12 protein-coding genes and 2 pseudogenes are annotated in these 14,919 nt (G+C 68.6%); 7 read left to right on the plus strand and 7 right to left on the minus strand.

The features are described from left to right. The first annotated feature begins 223 nt into the window (after positions 1-223). Positions 224-1,708, plus strand: a complete 1,485-nt coding sequence (locus tag GD880_RS12955) for an aldehyde dehydrogenase family protein (RefSeq protein WP_152232033.1) — start codon at positions 224-226, stop codon at positions 1,706-1,708. Between the two features lie 182 nt (positions 1,709-1,890). Then, positions 1,891-2,802, plus strand: coding sequence for an ABC transporter substrate-binding protein (locus tag GD880_RS12960; protein ID WP_152232034.1), 912 nt, complete (start codon positions 1,891-1,893; stop codon positions 2,800-2,802). Between the two features lie 496 nt (positions 2,803-3,298). On the opposite strand, the gene GD880_RS12965 is transcribed toward GD880_RS12960, so the two are convergent. Further along, positions 3,299-4,060 carry a sulfite exporter TauE/SafE family protein gene (locus GD880_RS12965; RefSeq protein ID WP_152232035.1) on the minus strand — a complete coding sequence of 254 codons (762 nt, stop codon included), beginning with the start codon at positions 4,058-4,060 and terminating at the stop codon, positions 3,299-3,301. A gap of 241 nt (positions 4,061-4,301) precedes the next feature. Here GD880_RS12965 and GD880_RS12970 point away from each other — a divergent pair, with 241 nt between their 5' ends. Continuing rightward, positions 4,302-5,021 carry a GntR family transcriptional regulator gene (locus GD880_RS12970; protein WP_152232036.1) on the plus strand — a complete coding sequence of 240 codons (720 nt, stop codon included), beginning with the start codon at positions 4,302-4,304 and terminating at the stop codon, positions 5,019-5,021. A 60-nt stretch (positions 5,022-5,081) separates the two neighbouring features. Here GD880_RS12970 and GD880_RS12975 read toward each other — a convergent pair whose 3' ends face one another. Next, positions 5,082-5,891, minus strand: a complete 810-nt coding sequence (locus GD880_RS12975) for an alpha/beta fold hydrolase (RefSeq protein WP_193314498.1) — start codon at positions 5,889-5,891, stop codon at positions 5,082-5,084. Between the two features lie 109 nt (positions 5,892-6,000). Further along, the gene (locus GD880_RS12980) at positions 6,001-7,119 is read right to left on the minus strand and encodes an NAD(P)/FAD-dependent oxidoreductase (RefSeq protein WP_152232038.1); all 1,119 of its coding nucleotides are present in this window, start codon (positions 7,117-7,119) and stop codon (positions 6,001-6,003) included. Positions 7,120-7,356: 237 nt separating this feature from the next. Here GD880_RS12980 and GD880_RS12985 point away from each other — a divergent pair, with 237 nt between their 5' ends. The 4 genes from GD880_RS12985 to GD880_RS13000 all read left to right on the plus strand — a co-directional run bounded on the left by GD880_RS12985 (position 7,357) and on the right by GD880_RS13000 (position 11,825). After that, a complete protein-coding gene (locus GD880_RS12985; protein WP_193314499.1) occupies positions 7,357-8,664 on the plus strand; it encodes an alpha-hydroxy acid oxidase in 1,308 nt (435 codons plus the stop codon). A 37-nt stretch (positions 8,665-8,701) separates the two neighbouring features. Continuing rightward, on the plus strand, positions 8,702-9,778 hold the full coding sequence (locus GD880_RS12990; protein ID WP_152232040.1) for an NAD/NADP octopine/nopaline dehydrogenase family protein: 1,077 nt from the start codon (positions 8,702-8,704) through the stop codon (positions 9,776-9,778). A 142-nt stretch (positions 9,779-9,920) separates the two neighbouring features. Continuing rightward, positions 9,921-10,832: a transporter substrate-binding domain-containing protein gene (locus tag GD880_RS12995; RefSeq protein ID WP_193314500.1), complete on the plus strand. Its 912-nt coding sequence runs from the start codon at positions 9,921-9,923 to the stop codon at positions 10,830-10,832. Positions 10,833-11,033: 201 nt separating this feature from the next. Continuing rightward, on the plus strand, positions 11,034-11,825 hold the full coding sequence (locus GD880_RS13000; RefSeq protein WP_152232042.1) for a cyclase family protein: 792 nt from the start codon (positions 11,034-11,036) through the stop codon (positions 11,823-11,825). A gap of 27 nt (positions 11,826-11,852) precedes the next feature. On the opposite strand, the pseudogene GD880_RS13005 reads toward GD880_RS13000, so the two are convergent. The 4 genes and pseudogenes from GD880_RS13005 to gcvT all read right to left on the minus strand — a co-directional run. Then, positions 11,853-12,811 (minus strand): annotated as a pseudogene (locus tag GD880_RS13005) (L-serine ammonia-lyase, iron-sulfur-dependent, subunit alpha); the annotation flags it as partial. A gap of 17 nt (positions 12,812-12,828) precedes the next feature. Further along, a pseudogene (locus tag GD880_RS13010) lies at positions 12,829-13,241 on the minus strand (serine hydroxymethyltransferase); the annotation flags it as partial. 19 nt (positions 13,242-13,260) lie between these two features. After that, the gene (gene gcvH, locus GD880_RS13015; protein ID WP_152232043.1) at positions 13,261-13,641 is read right to left on the minus strand and encodes a glycine cleavage system protein GcvH; all 381 of its coding nucleotides are present in this window, start codon (positions 13,639-13,641) and stop codon (positions 13,261-13,263) included. A 124-nt stretch (positions 13,642-13,765) separates the two neighbouring features. Continuing rightward, positions 13,766-14,917, minus strand: a complete 1,152-nt coding sequence (gene gcvT, locus GD880_RS13020) for a glycine cleavage system aminomethyltransferase GcvT (RefSeq protein ID WP_226909636.1) — start codon at positions 14,915-14,917, stop codon at positions 13,766-13,768. Between the last annotated feature and the right edge of the window lie 2 nt (positions 14,918-14,919).

The raw sequence follows: 14,919 nt of genomic DNA on the forward strand, positions 1-14,919 counted from the left end.
GAATCTCCTAAATGGCTCGCCGCGTCCTCCGCCGGGGTTGGGGCGGGCCTGGGCGAACGCCGCGAACTGCCGGCTGCTGCGGTGTTTCGGCGCGGGTCCGTCCTGTGGAACCAGACGTTCCGTTACCGAGCGACGAGTTGCTGTTACGTTACAAATGGGGCGCCCTCGCTGCCGTTCGGCGGTGGTGTGCTCACTGTCGGCACGATGGAGTGGAGAGGTGGAAATGGCCAGCACCGCGTCAAAGAACATCGTCAGTAACGCCTGGTCCTCCGCGAACGAGGAGGACGCGTTCGATGTGGAGGACCCCGCGACGGGTGCGGTGCTCGCTCGGGTGCAGGGCAGCGGTCCGGATGAGGTCGGTGCCGCGGTGCGACGCGCCCACGACGCGTTCCTGACGTGGCGTGAACTGACAGGCCGGGAGCGAGGTCAGTACCTGTTTGGGGCGGCGGACAGCCTTGGTGCCCACACCGACGAGCTGGCCGAGCTGCTGTCCGCCGAGAACGGGAAGCCCGTCAGGGACGCCAAGGAACTCGACCTGCAGATGCTCGTGGGATCGTTCCGGTTCTTTGGCGGCCTTGCCGACAAGCTGCCCGGCTCGTTTCTGACGCAGGGCTCGGTCAACGTCGGCACCGTCCGTGAGCCGTTCGGGGTAGTCGCCGGGATCATCCCGTTCAACTGGCCCCCGATCCACCTCGGCGGAAAGGTCGCCCCGGCGCTCGCGGCCGGCAACACGGTGGTCCTGAAGCCCGGCGAGCAAGCCCCACTGACAATCCTGCGCATCGTGGAGATTCTCAATGAAGTCCTGCCCGCCGGTGTGGTCTCCGCAGTGGCGGGCGGTGCCGCCGTGGGGATCGCGCTGACTGCGCACCCGCTAGTGCGCATGATCTCCTTCACGGGTTCCCCGGAGTCCGGGACCGCGGTGCTGAAGGCAGCGGCGGAACGCCATGTCCCTGTGCTGACCGAACTCGGCGGGAAGAACCCGTTCATCGTGTTCGACGATGCGGATCTTGATCGCGCCGTCTACGACGCCGTCGAGGGCGCCTTCTTCAACAAGGGCGAGGCATGCACTGCGGCGTCCCGCATCCTCGTGCAGGACGGTGTCCACGAAGAGTTCGTGCGCCGCTTCGCCGACGCCGTCTCCAAGCTCCGGGTCGGCGACGGTCGTGACGACGGCACGCATGTGGGCCCATTGGTCAGCCGGCAGCAGCAGGCGAAAGTCGCCGAGTACATCAACGTGGGCGTTGGCGAGGGGGCCACCATCACGGCGCAGGCGGCCCTTCCCGACGACGAGGACCTTCGCGACGGGTTCTTCGTGCAGCCGACCGTGTTCACCGGCGTCGAGCCGGGGATGCGAATCGCCCAGGAGGAGATCTTCGGGCCGGTCACCTGCGTGATGAGGTTCTCCACCGAGGACGAGGCGGTGGAGATTGCCAACGGCACTCGGTACGCCCTTGTCTCGGCCGTTTACACTCGCAACAGCGACGTGGCGACACGCGTCGCGCGGCGTGTCGAAGCAGGGGTGGCGTTCATCAACAACTACTTCCGCGCCTTTCTGGGCTCCCCGTTCGGTGGCACGAAGGCCAGCGGCTCGGGTCGCGAGCACTCGGCGGACACGTTGCTCGAGTTCACGTATGCGAAGGCGCTGCGAGCCCCGTCGGGCGAGGGCGTAGTACCCCGGTGGGGTGCGATCTCGGAGATCTTCGACTGAGGAGGAGTCCGGCACCTCTGAGGCCCCACAGGGTCGGAGGATAGCCCCTGTCGGTCGCGCGTCCCCGAGCGGGTAAGCCCGGGAAACTCTGCTGTTCGCAAATAACCATGCAATGACGTAGGCACATCGGTCGCTGGAATAAGGCGGAGGTCGTCGGATCTAAGCCGAACGAGAGGAGTACCATGGATCGGCTCAACGTGGGTATCTTCGTGCCATCGGCAGCAATGGTGGTCGCACAGGCCGCCGGGTTCTTCGCGGCCCAGGACCTCGCAGTCACGTACGAGCGTGTGGAGTCCTCCGAAGCCCAGTTCCGTGATCTAGCGGGTGGGCGCTACCAGTTCGTGCACACAGCGTTCGACAACGTCCCCAACTACCGGCTGAACAGGCAGAACCCACTTGGCGACCGCTTCCAGGTCAGCGTGGTGTTTGCACTGGACCGCGGCATGGACCTCACCGTCGTCGGTGCCCCGGAGGTGGAGTCCCTGGCCGATCTTCGGGGCCGCGTCGTCTCCGTCGACGCTCTCGACACGGGGTTCGCGTTCGTGCTGTTCGACATCCTGGCGTCGGCAGGCCTCGAACGTGACGTCGACTATGAGGTCGTCCGTCACGGCGGTGTCGCGTCGCGCTTCGACCGCCTGCTCGCCGGCGACGCATCCGCCACACTGCTCAGCAACGGGCTCGAGCTTGTCGCGATGGCTCGGGGCCTGAACCGGTTGGCGCGCTACGAGGACGTCGTCACGCCGTACCTCGGGGGTGTGATCGCCGCGGCCGATGCGTGGCTTGATGGCCACGGCAAGCTCGCGTCGCGGTTCCGTGCGGCGTACGAAGAGGCGCTGCGGTTCGTTCTGGACCCCGTCAACCGCACCGACGTCGTCGCGCAGGTCGCTGCAGCGCGAGGGATTCCGGTGGAGCGAAGCGAAGCGATCGTGGGTGCAGAACTGTCCGACACCGGTCTGGCGCGCTCGACGTCGATCGATCCCCGGGCGGTCGAGACCGTTCTCCGGCTCCGCGCTGCATGGGGCGGTTTCGAGGAGGAACTGGACATCGCCGCCCTAGCATCCGCGGATTCGGAGCTCTTCGCGCGGGAGCGGTGATTGCGCGTCGGCCCCGCCACGGCGCCCGGTGCCGGCCGTACGGCGAATGCTGGAGTGAGAAGTTTGGCGGTGGGCAGCTCAGATCCGAAGCGGCACCCTGTCACCGGCCCGGAGCGCCGATCTAAGGGTTAATTCTGACCGTCCAAGTCAACATGCCCCCACCGGACCCGTGTGAGTCAACTCAGAAATAGGTCGTGGGCACCCCCAAACTCCTCTCGCATTGATGCACCACGTACGTGGGCTGATCGCGAACAGTCAGATGCCTGGTCCTGCGGCGCCGCTTCATAACCAGGGATTCGAAGCGCGTTGGCGGCTTCTCTGGGCACTCGGTACTTGGCCGGATCGCCGTCGGCCACGTGTGGCGAGCCGACGTGCTTGGAGGCGGGTGGTGAGTCCAGGGTCTGCTGACCGGGGATGGCTCTCCTCCCGCGTAGCGACGGGACCGTCTACGGGCTCCGAGTGGGCCTTGAAGGGTAAGCCCACCGGGACGACAACCTCAGAAGAACAAGATGCGCGCGATGGCGACGATGCCGATCGCCACGATGACGACGCGAAAGGCCAGGTCGGGGATCCGCCGGCCGACCCGAGCGCCTATCTGCCCACCGATGATCGCGCCAAGCGCTACGACGCCTGCGGCGGCCCAGTCGATCTCGCTGATCAGCACGAAGACAACGGCGGCCGCAGCATTGGCGGCGGCGGCCAGGACGTTCTTGAGCGCATTGGCCCGCTGCATCCCACCCGGCAGCGCAATCGAGAGGACCGAGAGCAGGATGACGCCTTGGGCAGCCCCGAAGTAGCCGCCATAGACGCCGGTGAGACCCACTCCGAGCGCGAGCTTGCCGCTCACCGTCCGCGGAGCGCCGAGGGCCACCCGTCGTGCGGAAAGCCAGGTCTTGATCCGCGGGCCGGCGATAATGAGCACGCACGCGAGCACGATGAGCAGCGGCACCACCCAGGAGAAGACCTCCTCGGGCAGCACGAGCAGCAGCAGTGCCCCGGCCACGCCACCCGCGACCGAAGCAATCGCGAGGCGCCAGGCGGTCCCGCCGTTGCCACGCAGCTCACCGCGGTAGCCCAGCGCACCGGAGATGTTCCCTGGCAGGACGCCGATGTTGTTGGTGACATTGGCCAGCACCGGCGGGAGCCCCACCATCAGCAGCGCAGGGAAGGTAACGAGCGAGCCGGATCCGACAACGGCGTTGATCGTTCCGGCGGCTGTGCCAGCTACCACGAGAAGGAGGACGTCGGCCCAGGACATGGGGTTCCCTTCAGGGTCAGGGGCTTCCGGATGTACGGGCAACTACGACGTCGCGCGGCACTGATCCAGGTGCGTATGCAAAACCTTACTGATTGCATGCAGTCAGGGCAAGCTGCCCGATTATTGGGCCGGGGCGATCCTCGCCGGCTTCAGCCATGGATCGCATGCAATTCGGCAGTACGCGCACGCGAACCAGTTGCTTTCGTATGTCGGTACCGGATGGCGCGACTAGGATCGGGTCGTGGCTGAGGGTGCGGTGGTGGACGGTGTGCGTGCCGACGAGGAGACCGTCGGTGCGGCGGACAGGATTGCGGCGGGGTTGCGACGCAAGGTGGCCAGCGGTGAGCTTCCGCTCGGGTCGTGGCTGCGGCAGAGCGCGATAGCGGAGGAGTTCGGGACCAGCCGGACGCCGGTGCGTGAGGCGATCCAGGCCCTCACCGCGACCGGCGTGGCGGAACTCATTCCCAATCGAGGTGCACGGATCCGGGTACCGACTGTCCGCGAAATCCAGGACGGGTATCGGGTGCGCGCCGAGCTCGAAGGTCTGGCGGCTTCGATCGCCGCCCGTTACGCCACCCAGCACCAGATCGAGCAGCTGCGAGAGGCGGAACGGCTGTTCGAGACTGCAGTCGCGGACGTCGTCGCTGGAGAGGAAGGCCTGGAGGAGGGCCGGCAACGGTGGACCCGTGCCAACGACCGGTTCCACGACATCATTCTCGATGCCGCGAGAAACCGGACGCTGTCAGCGGCTCTTGAGTGGTTGCACCTGACCCTGCCAAGGAACCTCACCTGGAACGAGCTCAGCCGCGACCCCAGGCTGATGCAGACCAACGTCGCTCAGCACAGTGCGATCCGGGAGGCCATCGAGCGCGGTGACGCGGGGGCGGCCCGCGAGGCCGTGATCGCACACGTGATGAGCTCAGCCGAGGTGGTCTCGATCGGACTTGGAGATCAGTCGTAAGGGGTCAGCTCCGGCGGCCCGTAGTGGCCGGGAGCCGAAAGGGGCGAGCACGTCGGTTGTTCAGGTGCCCCCCAGGAATGTGCGTAGCTCCTCGTTGAAGCGGGCCACCTCTTCCAGCTGCGGCTGGTGCGCACTGTTCTCGAACGTGACGAGATGCGCACCGGAGATGTGCTCCGCGAAGTACTGCGCGCCCTCGTACCGCTGCTTCTTGTCGTGACGCCCGTGCGCCACCAGCACCGGACAGCGGACCTCGGAGAGGCGTCCGCGGTGGTCGGCGCCGGCCACGTTGCGGTTGTAGGTCTTGAGGACGTGGAGCGGCGTCTCGAACGCCATGTTGAGATACCACTCCTTGACCGCTGGCCCGGGGTCCTCGAAGAACATGTAGCGGTCGTAAAGCTCGGCATTGGCCTTCGGGCGAAGGGAGCTGCCGCCGAGGTTCTGCGAGGCCCAGGCCACGAACTCCTCGGTCAGCCCGCCGTCGACGCCGTCCCGGGTGCCCGAGCGCCATGGCGCACCGCACACCAGGGCGAGCCCGGCTACGAGGTCGGGGCGTCGATAGGTCGCCTCGAGCGCGACGTTGTTGCCGGTTCCCTGCGCGACCAGGGTGACGGGGCCGCTGTCGAGGTGAGTGATCAGGGAGATGAGGTCACTGGTGACCGCGTCGAGGGTGTACCCGGCCCGTGGCTTGCACGAGCGACCCACCCCCCTCCAGTCGAAGGTGACTGTCCGAAACTCGTCGGCAAGGTCGGCGGCCTGGTGCTCCCAGATCGCGTGGGTCTCCGAGAGGCCGTGCACGAAGACGACGGCCGCGCCGTCCCCGAAGTCCTCGAAATATAGCTCGACGTCGTCGTCGGTCTTCAGATAAGGCATCTTGCTGATTCTCCTGTCGCGTTTGTGCCGGGCCGTGGGTGAGCCCGCCGAGATGGGCTTGAGCAGTTCGGATCGATGACCCGCCCTCTGTTCCCTGCGGCGTAAGTCGCTAGTTGAGGAACCGTGCCGGGCGGTAACTGGCAAGCAGTGGGCTCTGCTCTCCTGTCGCGATTTCCGCGGCAAGGAGGCGGCCCAGGAGGGGGCCGAATATCGCACCATTGTGCGTGACGGCCTCGAAGTAGCCGGGGACCGACTCCACGGCGCCGACCCTCGGAAACCCGTCGGACGGGATCGGGCGCACGCCGGACCAGGTGGCGATCGGCCGGAGCGATACCGACGGAATGAGCTTCTTCGCCTCCTCGACGACGTGAGCAACGAAATCGTTCCGCTCGAGACCGCCCGTGAAGCCGGCGTCCGGTGCCGAGACCCCCGCGCTGGTTCTCCAACCGAGCATGCTCCGCAGGCGGATCACGCCCTCGGCCTCGCGCTTGGCGACCAACTCCTTCGTGAAGACGCTTCGGCGGAGAGGATCTCCTGCTGCCCGCACCTGGATGCCGATGCCGGGCTGGGGTCGCATCGGCATCGCAATGTCGTAGAACCCAGCGACCACGTCGGCGCCGGGCCCGGCGCAGTTCACGACCGCGTCAACCTCGAGCGCGGCGCCGTCATCGAACGCGACCCGGTGCCGGCCGCCCTGGACCTGCTCGAGGCCGACGACTCGAGAGCCGAGGTGGCTGATCGCACCGTTGTCGGTCGCTGCCTCGACCAGGACCTGGGTCAGCAGGGAGCCAGTCACGGTCAGCTCGGTCGGGAAGTGCGCGACGCGCAGGTCCGGGCGCTCGAACGAGACGTTTGGCTCCAGCCGCGTATTAACCTCCGCCGCTGTCAGGACCTCGACCGGGAAGTCGGTCCGCTCGCAGTCCTCGATCAGCGTCCCGAAGTCGTTCGCGGCGTCCTCGGTCCACAGCGTCCCGCCCACCGTCAGCCATGGGCTGGCAGGGAAGAGGGCGGCGAGCCGGTGGTGCTCGTCCATCGCGAGCAGTCCGAGCCGGCGGTACTCCGGGTCCCGCTCGTCGCGCGCGGTGATCCACCCGGTACCCGCAGACGTCGTCGCGGCGCCGGGGTAGCCGACGTCAACGATCGTCACCCGGAGGCCTTCGAGCCGCGAGAGATAGAACGCGGTCGACGCTCCGACGATGCCGGCCCCGATCACGCAGACGTCTCGCATTACGCACCACTCATCCTCGAGGTCGAGTCCAGGTGTCCCCTCGCCGGACACGGACGGGCGCCAGCGAGCCGCAGACGGAGGCGCCCCGCTGAACGATCCCGAAGGCGGCTGAAAGTGTCAAGTACTTGACGGTCGACATGTTTGTGTTACGTTCCGCTCGGCGGCCACCACGGGTCAATGCAATGTATGCGACATATCGATGGCGGTCGCTGCTTGGACAACGGAGTCAGGTGCGGCGTGGTCTTCCCGTCGCGAAAGGCGCGACGAAGGGAGCTGGCGCAGGTGGCAGGATCATCTCTCGCGACGCAGGCGGTCGACATCTCGCACCTCAGGGAGCTGGCCAGGAGACGGCTGCCGGCGGCGCTGTTCGGTGCCCTCGACCACGGCAGCGAGGACGACGTCGCTTACCAGCACAATCGCGAGGTCCTCCAGCGGATCAAGTTGGTCCACCGGGTGCTGAACGACGTGTCGCACAGGGACCCCGCGGTGACGTTGTTCGGCAAGCGGCACCAGTTGCCGCTGGTGGTAGCGCCCACCGGCATCTCGAGCTGGATCGCGTTCCGCGGTGAGGTCGCGCTGGCGCGCGCCGCGGCGAGCTCCGGCATCCCGTTCACTTTGACGAGCACTACGGACACCCCGATGGAGAACGTCCTCAATGAGGGGGGCGGGACCCAGTGGTACAACCCCATCATTTGGCGGGACACCGCCGCGTCGCTCCGGGGCGTCGCGCGGGCGCGGGACGCCGGCTTTGACGCCCTCGTGCTCTCCGTCGACTCCAACGTGCCGTACAACCGGCCTCATGACCAGCGCAACCGGGTGACGTTCCCTATGAACATCCGGCCGAGCAACCTCCTGGAGGCGGTGCGCCACCCGCGCTGGACGTTCGGCACCCCGACCCGGTACCTGCTCCGCGAGAGGCGCCTGCCGGCCTTCACCAACATCTCGGTGCCAGAAGGTCTGTCGCGGGCCGACAAGCAGAAGTTCTTCGTCAAGGACGACTCGCTGACGTGGGAATTCCTGCACCGGGTCCGCGACGTGTGGCCGCGCACCATGGTGATTAAAGGCATCCTGCACCCGGACGACGCGCAGCGGGCCGTCGAGTACGGGGCCGACGGCATCGTGGTCAGCAACCAGGGGGGTGGCACAAACGATGCGGCACCCTCCCCGGTCGAGATGCTGCCCGGTGTGGTCGCGGCAGTGGCAGGCCGCGTCCCGGTGCTCGTGGACAGCGGATTCCGGCGCGGCAGCGACGTGCTTAAGGCGCTCGCGCTGGGAGCAGACGCGGTCATGGTCGGCCGGGCTCCGCTGTATGGCCTCTCCGCCGGCGGGGAGGCCGGTGCGCACCATGCGCTGTCGCTCCTCGGCCAGGAGATCACCCGGATGATGGGCGTCATCGGACTGTCCGGCCTGTCGGAGCTTGGTCGCGACCACCTCATGCTCCCCGGCGACCTCGAGCACTTCGCGGGTCCCGGCATGCCCTGGAAGGGACCGGCGATGGCCGCGCGCTCGCACGTGGACGTCGAGTCCCCGGCCGGAGTCCGCTGAGCCGGCGGCAGGCAGCAGGCTGAGAGGAGAAGAGGACATGCTGGTCGTTGTCGGACCCGCCGAACGCACGCTGCCCGTGGCCGCAGTGGCGTCGGTCTCCAGCGGTGAGCGGGTGCTGTTCACGAGCGAGGAGGTCTCCGGGCAGCTGACGGCCCCGATCGAGGGCTGCGGCTTCTCCGGGACCGCTGTCATACAGGCGATCTCCCCGGATGCCGCGTTTGCCGGGGACAACTTCGTCGCAACCGGCACCGCCGAGGAGCTCGAGGGCTTCTTCGGTGCACGCCCCGAGGCGTTCGCGGGGAAGCCGGTCCTGCTCGCCCCGGGCGGTCTCGGCGCGGTGCTCGTGGTCCCAGAACGGTTCCGGCAGTGGGGCGTGGCAGAACCGCGGCTCAGTGAGGTACCGGGGTGGATGGTCGGCGGCGGGCTCCACGAGGGCCGGGTACGGATAGTGCTGCGGAGGCAACGCCTGGCGCTCGCCGCGGCAAGTGAGGAGGAGACCTACGCGGCGCTCGGGCTCTTCGGCAGGTACTTCCCCGACCTGGTGGCGTCGGACCTGGTCTCGACCGGGCTGGGCGGCATCAATGCCATGGTCCATCCGCCGCTGGCGCTGTTGAACGCGACCAGGATCGACAACGGCGAGGTGTGGCACTACTGGGACGAGGGCTTCACGGCGGCGGTGGAGCGGCTCATGGAGGCGGTGGACCGTGAGCGGCTGGACCTGGTCGAGGCGTTGCAGGGCACGTCGCCGCGGCTGCGGGAGATGGTGTTGTCATGGCGCGGCGACGGCGCGTCGGCGAGCGCCCCCCTCTACGAGGAGATCAGGTCGAGCGAGCACTACCGGAGCCGGCCGGGGCCGACCGTGCTGGACACCAGGTTCCTCACGGACGACGTGCCGTACGGGATCGCCGGGTGGGAGCAGGTCGCAGCACGGCTCGGGCTGGCGCACGAGACGCTCAAGGCGGTCCGCGTGCTGTCCGAGATCGTCCTCGGCCGTGAGCTGGAGGCGGACCCGCACGCGGTCGAAGCACTCCTGACGTACGCGCAGCGGCGGACCGCCGCGACGCCGGTCCCGGACGACGCCGCAGAACCAGGGGCGACGCCGAAGCGCGCCTAGCACCTCGCAGGCGCGGGCGTGAGGGCGGTCGACAAACAGGCGACACCGCCGTCGCCCCGAGGGCAAGGGAAGTCACCTTGGTATCACGTTCCATCCGCAGTGCCGGGAGCGTCCCGGTGTTCGACCATGATTGGAGTCCGCATTGAGTACCAGGAAGCTGTTCGTCGCAGGATGCCTCGCAGGGGTGCTCGGCCTGAGCGCCTGTACCAGCACGACGGCCGGAGGCGGGGATAAGGCCGGGCCCGGCGATGCCGCGACGGGGATCGAGCCCGTCCAGGAGCTGGCGGACGCGTTGCCCGACGCCATCCGGGACCGCGGTCACCTCAGTTTTGCCGCCACGAGTGCCAACCTGCCGGCCCAGTACGTCGACGAGGACGGTGAGATCCTCGGGGCCCAGGTCGAGCTCATCCAGGCGGTGGGAGCGGTGCTGGATATCCCGGTCGAGATCGACGTGGTGACCAACGACGCGTTCGACAGCGGTATCGCGTCCGGCCGGTATGACACCGTGACGAGGGGCGACAACGCGGATCGCCAGAAGACCATGGACTTCATCGACACGTTCAACAACGGCTTCTCTGTCATCGCGCATTCGGGGTTCGAGCTCGACGAGCTCGACTACAAGACGGAGCTGTGCGGCGTGTCCACCGCGGTGACGAAGGCGACGTTCACCGAGAACGTCCTTGTTGGCCTGTCCGAGGAGTGCGAGGCCCGGGGGGAGCCCGCGATCGCGATGAACTCCTACCTCGACGAGGCAGGAGTTGTGCTGGCGCTGCAGAGCGAGCAGAACGACGTCGGCTTCATCGAGGCCGTCATCGGGCTGGCGTACGTCTCGAAGGACCCTGAGGGCCTGAAGATGGTGGACCGGGACCTGGGGGAGGACGTCGGCGGCTACTTCAGCGGGTTCGCCGTCAAGAAGGGCAACACGGAGTTCCGAGACGTGCTCCACACCGCCCTGCTCCACCTCGCGGAGCTGGGCGTCTACCAGGAGATCTTCGAGGCCTATGGCATCGGGGAGCTGACTCTCCCCGAGTTCCCGCTCAATCAGGGAGCCTAGCCCGTCCGCTGCTCGTGACCGGCGTGCCCGGCCACGAGCATGACTTGCATGCCTCTGCCCGACCGGCGGCGACCTGTGCGGCCGCCGGCTCGGCAGGGGAAGCATGAGGGGGCGGTCCGGACGGCACGTCCCGGGCGGCCCAAGATCAATCCGCCCCGGGGGCCCGCAAGAGTTCAGGGAGCAGCTGCGACGGAGGAATCTATGACCCAGGTGACACCTCGCTTTGTCGATCTCTCGGTTCCGTTCGAGAACGACGTCGCGGCCGATCCACCGTTCCAGCGACTCGACATCCAGTACGCAAGGCACGAGGAGACCGCGAACGACATCGCCGGCCTCTTTCCGGGCCTCGCGGCCGAGGACCTCCTCGAGGGGCAGGGCTGGGCCGTCGAGAGGGTGACGATGTCCACCCATAACGGCACGCACGTCGACGCGCCGTGGCACTACCACCCCACCATGGACGGGGGCGCACGCGCCTGGACCATCGACGAGGTGCCACTCGACTGGTTCTTCAGGCCCGGGGTCAAGCTCGACTTCCGCGCGTACGACGACGGGTACGTCGTCCAGCCGGCCGACATCGACGCCGCGCTGGAGGACATCGGGTACGAGCTCCAGCCCTACGACATCGTTCTCATGAACACCTCCGCCGGCGCGGCCTACGGCAGTGACGACTACGTCGACCGCGGCTGCGGGTTCGGCCGGGAGGCCACCCTGCACCTGGCGTCCCGTGGCATCCGTGTCGTCGGGACCGACGGCTGGAGCTGGGACGCACCGTTCAGGGCAACCGCCCAGCGGTACGCCGAGACCGGAGACGTCTCGCTGATCTGGGAAGGGCACAAGGCCGGCGCCGAGGTCGGCTACTGCCAGGTGGAGAAGCTCCACAACCTCGATACCCTGCCCGCGACGGGCTTTACCGTGGCCTGCTTCCCGGCCAAGGTCCGCGGCGCCTCCGCCGGCTGGACCCGGGCAGTGGCGATCCTCGGCGGCGAGGCGTGACGGAAGGGCAGTGACCTCCGGCTCGGGTCAGCACTCCAGAATGTTCACGGCGAGCTCGCTGGTCGGGGTCTCCTTGTACTTGGTACTTGGTACTTGGTACTTGGTACTTGGTACTTGGTACTTGGTACTTGGTACTTGGTACTTGGTACTTGGTACTTGGCGCTCATGTCGTGTGGCTGGTCTCGCGCTTGGTCACGATGACCTCGTCCAGCGAGACGCGCTGCCGGCCGTCGCCATACAGGACCATCATGGCGGCGTTGATCGCCTTCGCGGCGGCGCCGGCGTCGCGTTTCGATGCGGGGCACCTGGACGCAGCCGCAGAGCGGGTCGCACGTCCGGCCCAGGTCGTGCTCCATGGCGATCTCGGCGGCGTTCTCGACCTGCTCGGGGATGCCGCCGAAGCACCTCGGCGAGCCCGGCGGACGCCGAGCCGACCTCGCCCTGCCAGCCGACCTCGGTTCCGGAGATGGAGGCATGGTCCTTTTAGAGGACACCTATAGTGCCGGCCACGAGCAGGTACCGCACGGTGGCCTTGTCCCGCGCGGCGGTCCGCCGTCGGCCACGGCCGGCACGTAGTAGGTGGCGTAGTGCAGCACGGCCGGCACGATTCCCGGGCCCCGTTGGTCGGCGCGGTGACGACCCGGCGGCCCGAGGCGTTCTCCTCGTTGGCGGCCAGCGCCACTGGGTTGACCCACTCCTTCCAGTAGCGCGGGTCGCCGGGTGGGCGCCTCGCCCAGCAGACGCTCGTACCACGCCCACGCCCGCGCGCGACGCCGCACACCGAGCCCGCCGGGCCGGACGCCGTCGCGGGTGAGCGAGGAGGCCACGCGGGCGTCCATGACGTGTGCAGCAGCCCAGCACGTATCTCCTCGGTGCGCGGGCGAGCTCGTTAGTGAGCACCACTCGCTTACGTTCAGCCCTCGTGCGGCAAAGTGGGTGAGCAGCTTGGCTGCAGTGCAGAAGGGCCAGCGGCCGGTCGCGCCATGGCCGCTCGGTGGGTGCCCTCGGCGACGTGGTGAGAGACGACGTCGTAGAGGCGGCCGGAGAAGTTGATCCTCATGCCGTCGGTGAGGCGGCCGCCGTGGGTCAGGTCCAGGCCGAGGATCGTGTCGCCCGGCCGCAGGAGGGTGCGTATGACCGCGGGGTTTGGCTAGGGCGCCGGAGTGGGGCTGGATGTTGGCGAACGGGCGTCGAAGAGCGCCTCGCCGGGTCGATCGTCAGCTGCTCGCTGACGTTGACGTGCTCGCAGCCGCCGTAGTAGCTCCGGCCGGGGTAGCCCTCGGCGTACGTGATGGGTGAGCGCCGAACCCTGTGCCTGCATGACCATCTCCGGGCCGCCCTGCTGCGACGCAGCTCGGCGTCGATGCTCGCGGCGACCTGGGGTCGAGCTCGGCGAGCAGCGCAGTCTGGTGCCACAGCCGGTCCGCGGGTGCGCTCAGAGCTCGGCCCCGGTGATTCCGGCGTACTCGGCGGCGGAGAGCAGCGGCCCCTCCTCGGCGACGTCGACGGCGAAGAGCCAGCCCTCGCCGAACGGGTCGGCGTTGAGCAGGGAGGGGTCGGCGACGACGGCGTCGTTGATCGCGGTGACCACGCCTGACACGGGCGCATAGAGCTCCGAGACGGACTTGGTGGACTCGACCTCGCCGCAGGGCTCACCGGCGACGACCTCGGCGCCGACGGCAGGCAGCTCGACGTAGACGATGTCGCCGAGCGCCCCGGTAGCGATGGTGGTGATACCGATGCGGGCGGGGGCGGCGTCGTCTACCCACTCGTGCTCGGCGGAGTAGCGCAGGTCGGACAGGATCTTCTCGGTCATGATGGCCTTTCGGAGTTGGCGCGCGGGTGCGCGTTCGACGGGAGCCGGTGCGTGGGTGCGCGTTCGGGTTTGGGGGCCCGCCGGTGCCGTGTGTGGACGGACGGGCTTCGGGGGATCGGTGAGGCTAGGCGGCGCGCTTGTAGAACGGCGGCTTGACGACCTCGAAGGGGTGTGCGGTGCCGCGTACGTCGACGTGGAGGGCGGTGCCCACGGCCGCGTGGGCGGGGTCGACGTAGGCCAGGGCGACCGGGTGCCCGAGGGTGGGGCTGGGGGCGCCGGAGGTGATCTCGCCGACGACCGCGCCGCAGGCGAGGACCGGGTGGTGGGCGCGTGCCGCCCGCCTGCCCAGCCCCTTGAGCCCGACGAGCACGCGGCGCCCGTGCGGGTCGGCGCCCGGCGCCGTCGCGGCGTCGTGCGCGGTCTTGGCCGCCTCCAGGGCCGCCCGGCCGACGAAGTCCCCGGGCTTGGACAGTGCGACGACGGCGCCCAGGCCCGCCGTGTAGGGGTCGGTGTGGCGGGAGAGCTCGTTGCCGTACAGGGGCATGCCGGCCTCGAGGCGCAGCGAGTCCCGGCAGGCGAGCCCGGCGGGGAGGAGGCCGCGGCCGGCGCCGGTGGCCCGCAGCGCCTGCCAGAGGGCCGGCGCCTGCGCGGCGGGCAGGTACAGCTCGAACCCGTCCTCCCCGGTGTAGCCGGTCCGCGCCAGCAGCGCGTCCAGCCCTGCCAGGGTGGCCTCGGTGGCCGCGTAGTACCGCAGGGAGGTCACGGTCTCGGCGTGCTCGGCGGGGATCAGCTCGAGCAGGATCGCCTCGGCGGCGGGGCCCTGGAGCGCGATGAGCGCCGTCTCGGCCGTGGCGTCGGCGAGCTCGACGTCGAATCCGGCGGCCCGCTCGGTCAGCGCGGCGACGACTGCGGGGGTGTTGCCGGCGTTGGGCACCACCAGGAATCGGTCCTCGGCGCGCCGGTAGCTGATGAGGTCGTCGATGATGCCGCCGTCCTCGGCGCAGAGGAGTGAGTACTTCGCCCGCCCCATCGCCACCGCGGACAGCTTGCCAACGAGGGCATGATCCAGGAACTGCGCGGCCTGCGGGCCGCTCACCCAGACCTCGCCCATGTGGCTGAGGTCGAACAGCCCGGCGGCGCGACGCACCGCGTGGTGCTCCGCAAGCTCGGAGGTGTACCTCAGGGGCATCTGCCAGCCGCCGAAGTCGGTGAAGGAGGCACCCTGGTCGACATGTTCGTCATACAGCGGTGTGCGCAGGGTCATCGTCTCGGTCATCG

The organism is Georgenia ruanii (genome assembly GCF_009193175.1).
Classification (GTDB): Bacteria; Actinomycetota; Actinomycetes; order Actinomycetales; family Actinomycetaceae; genus Georgenia; species Georgenia ruanii.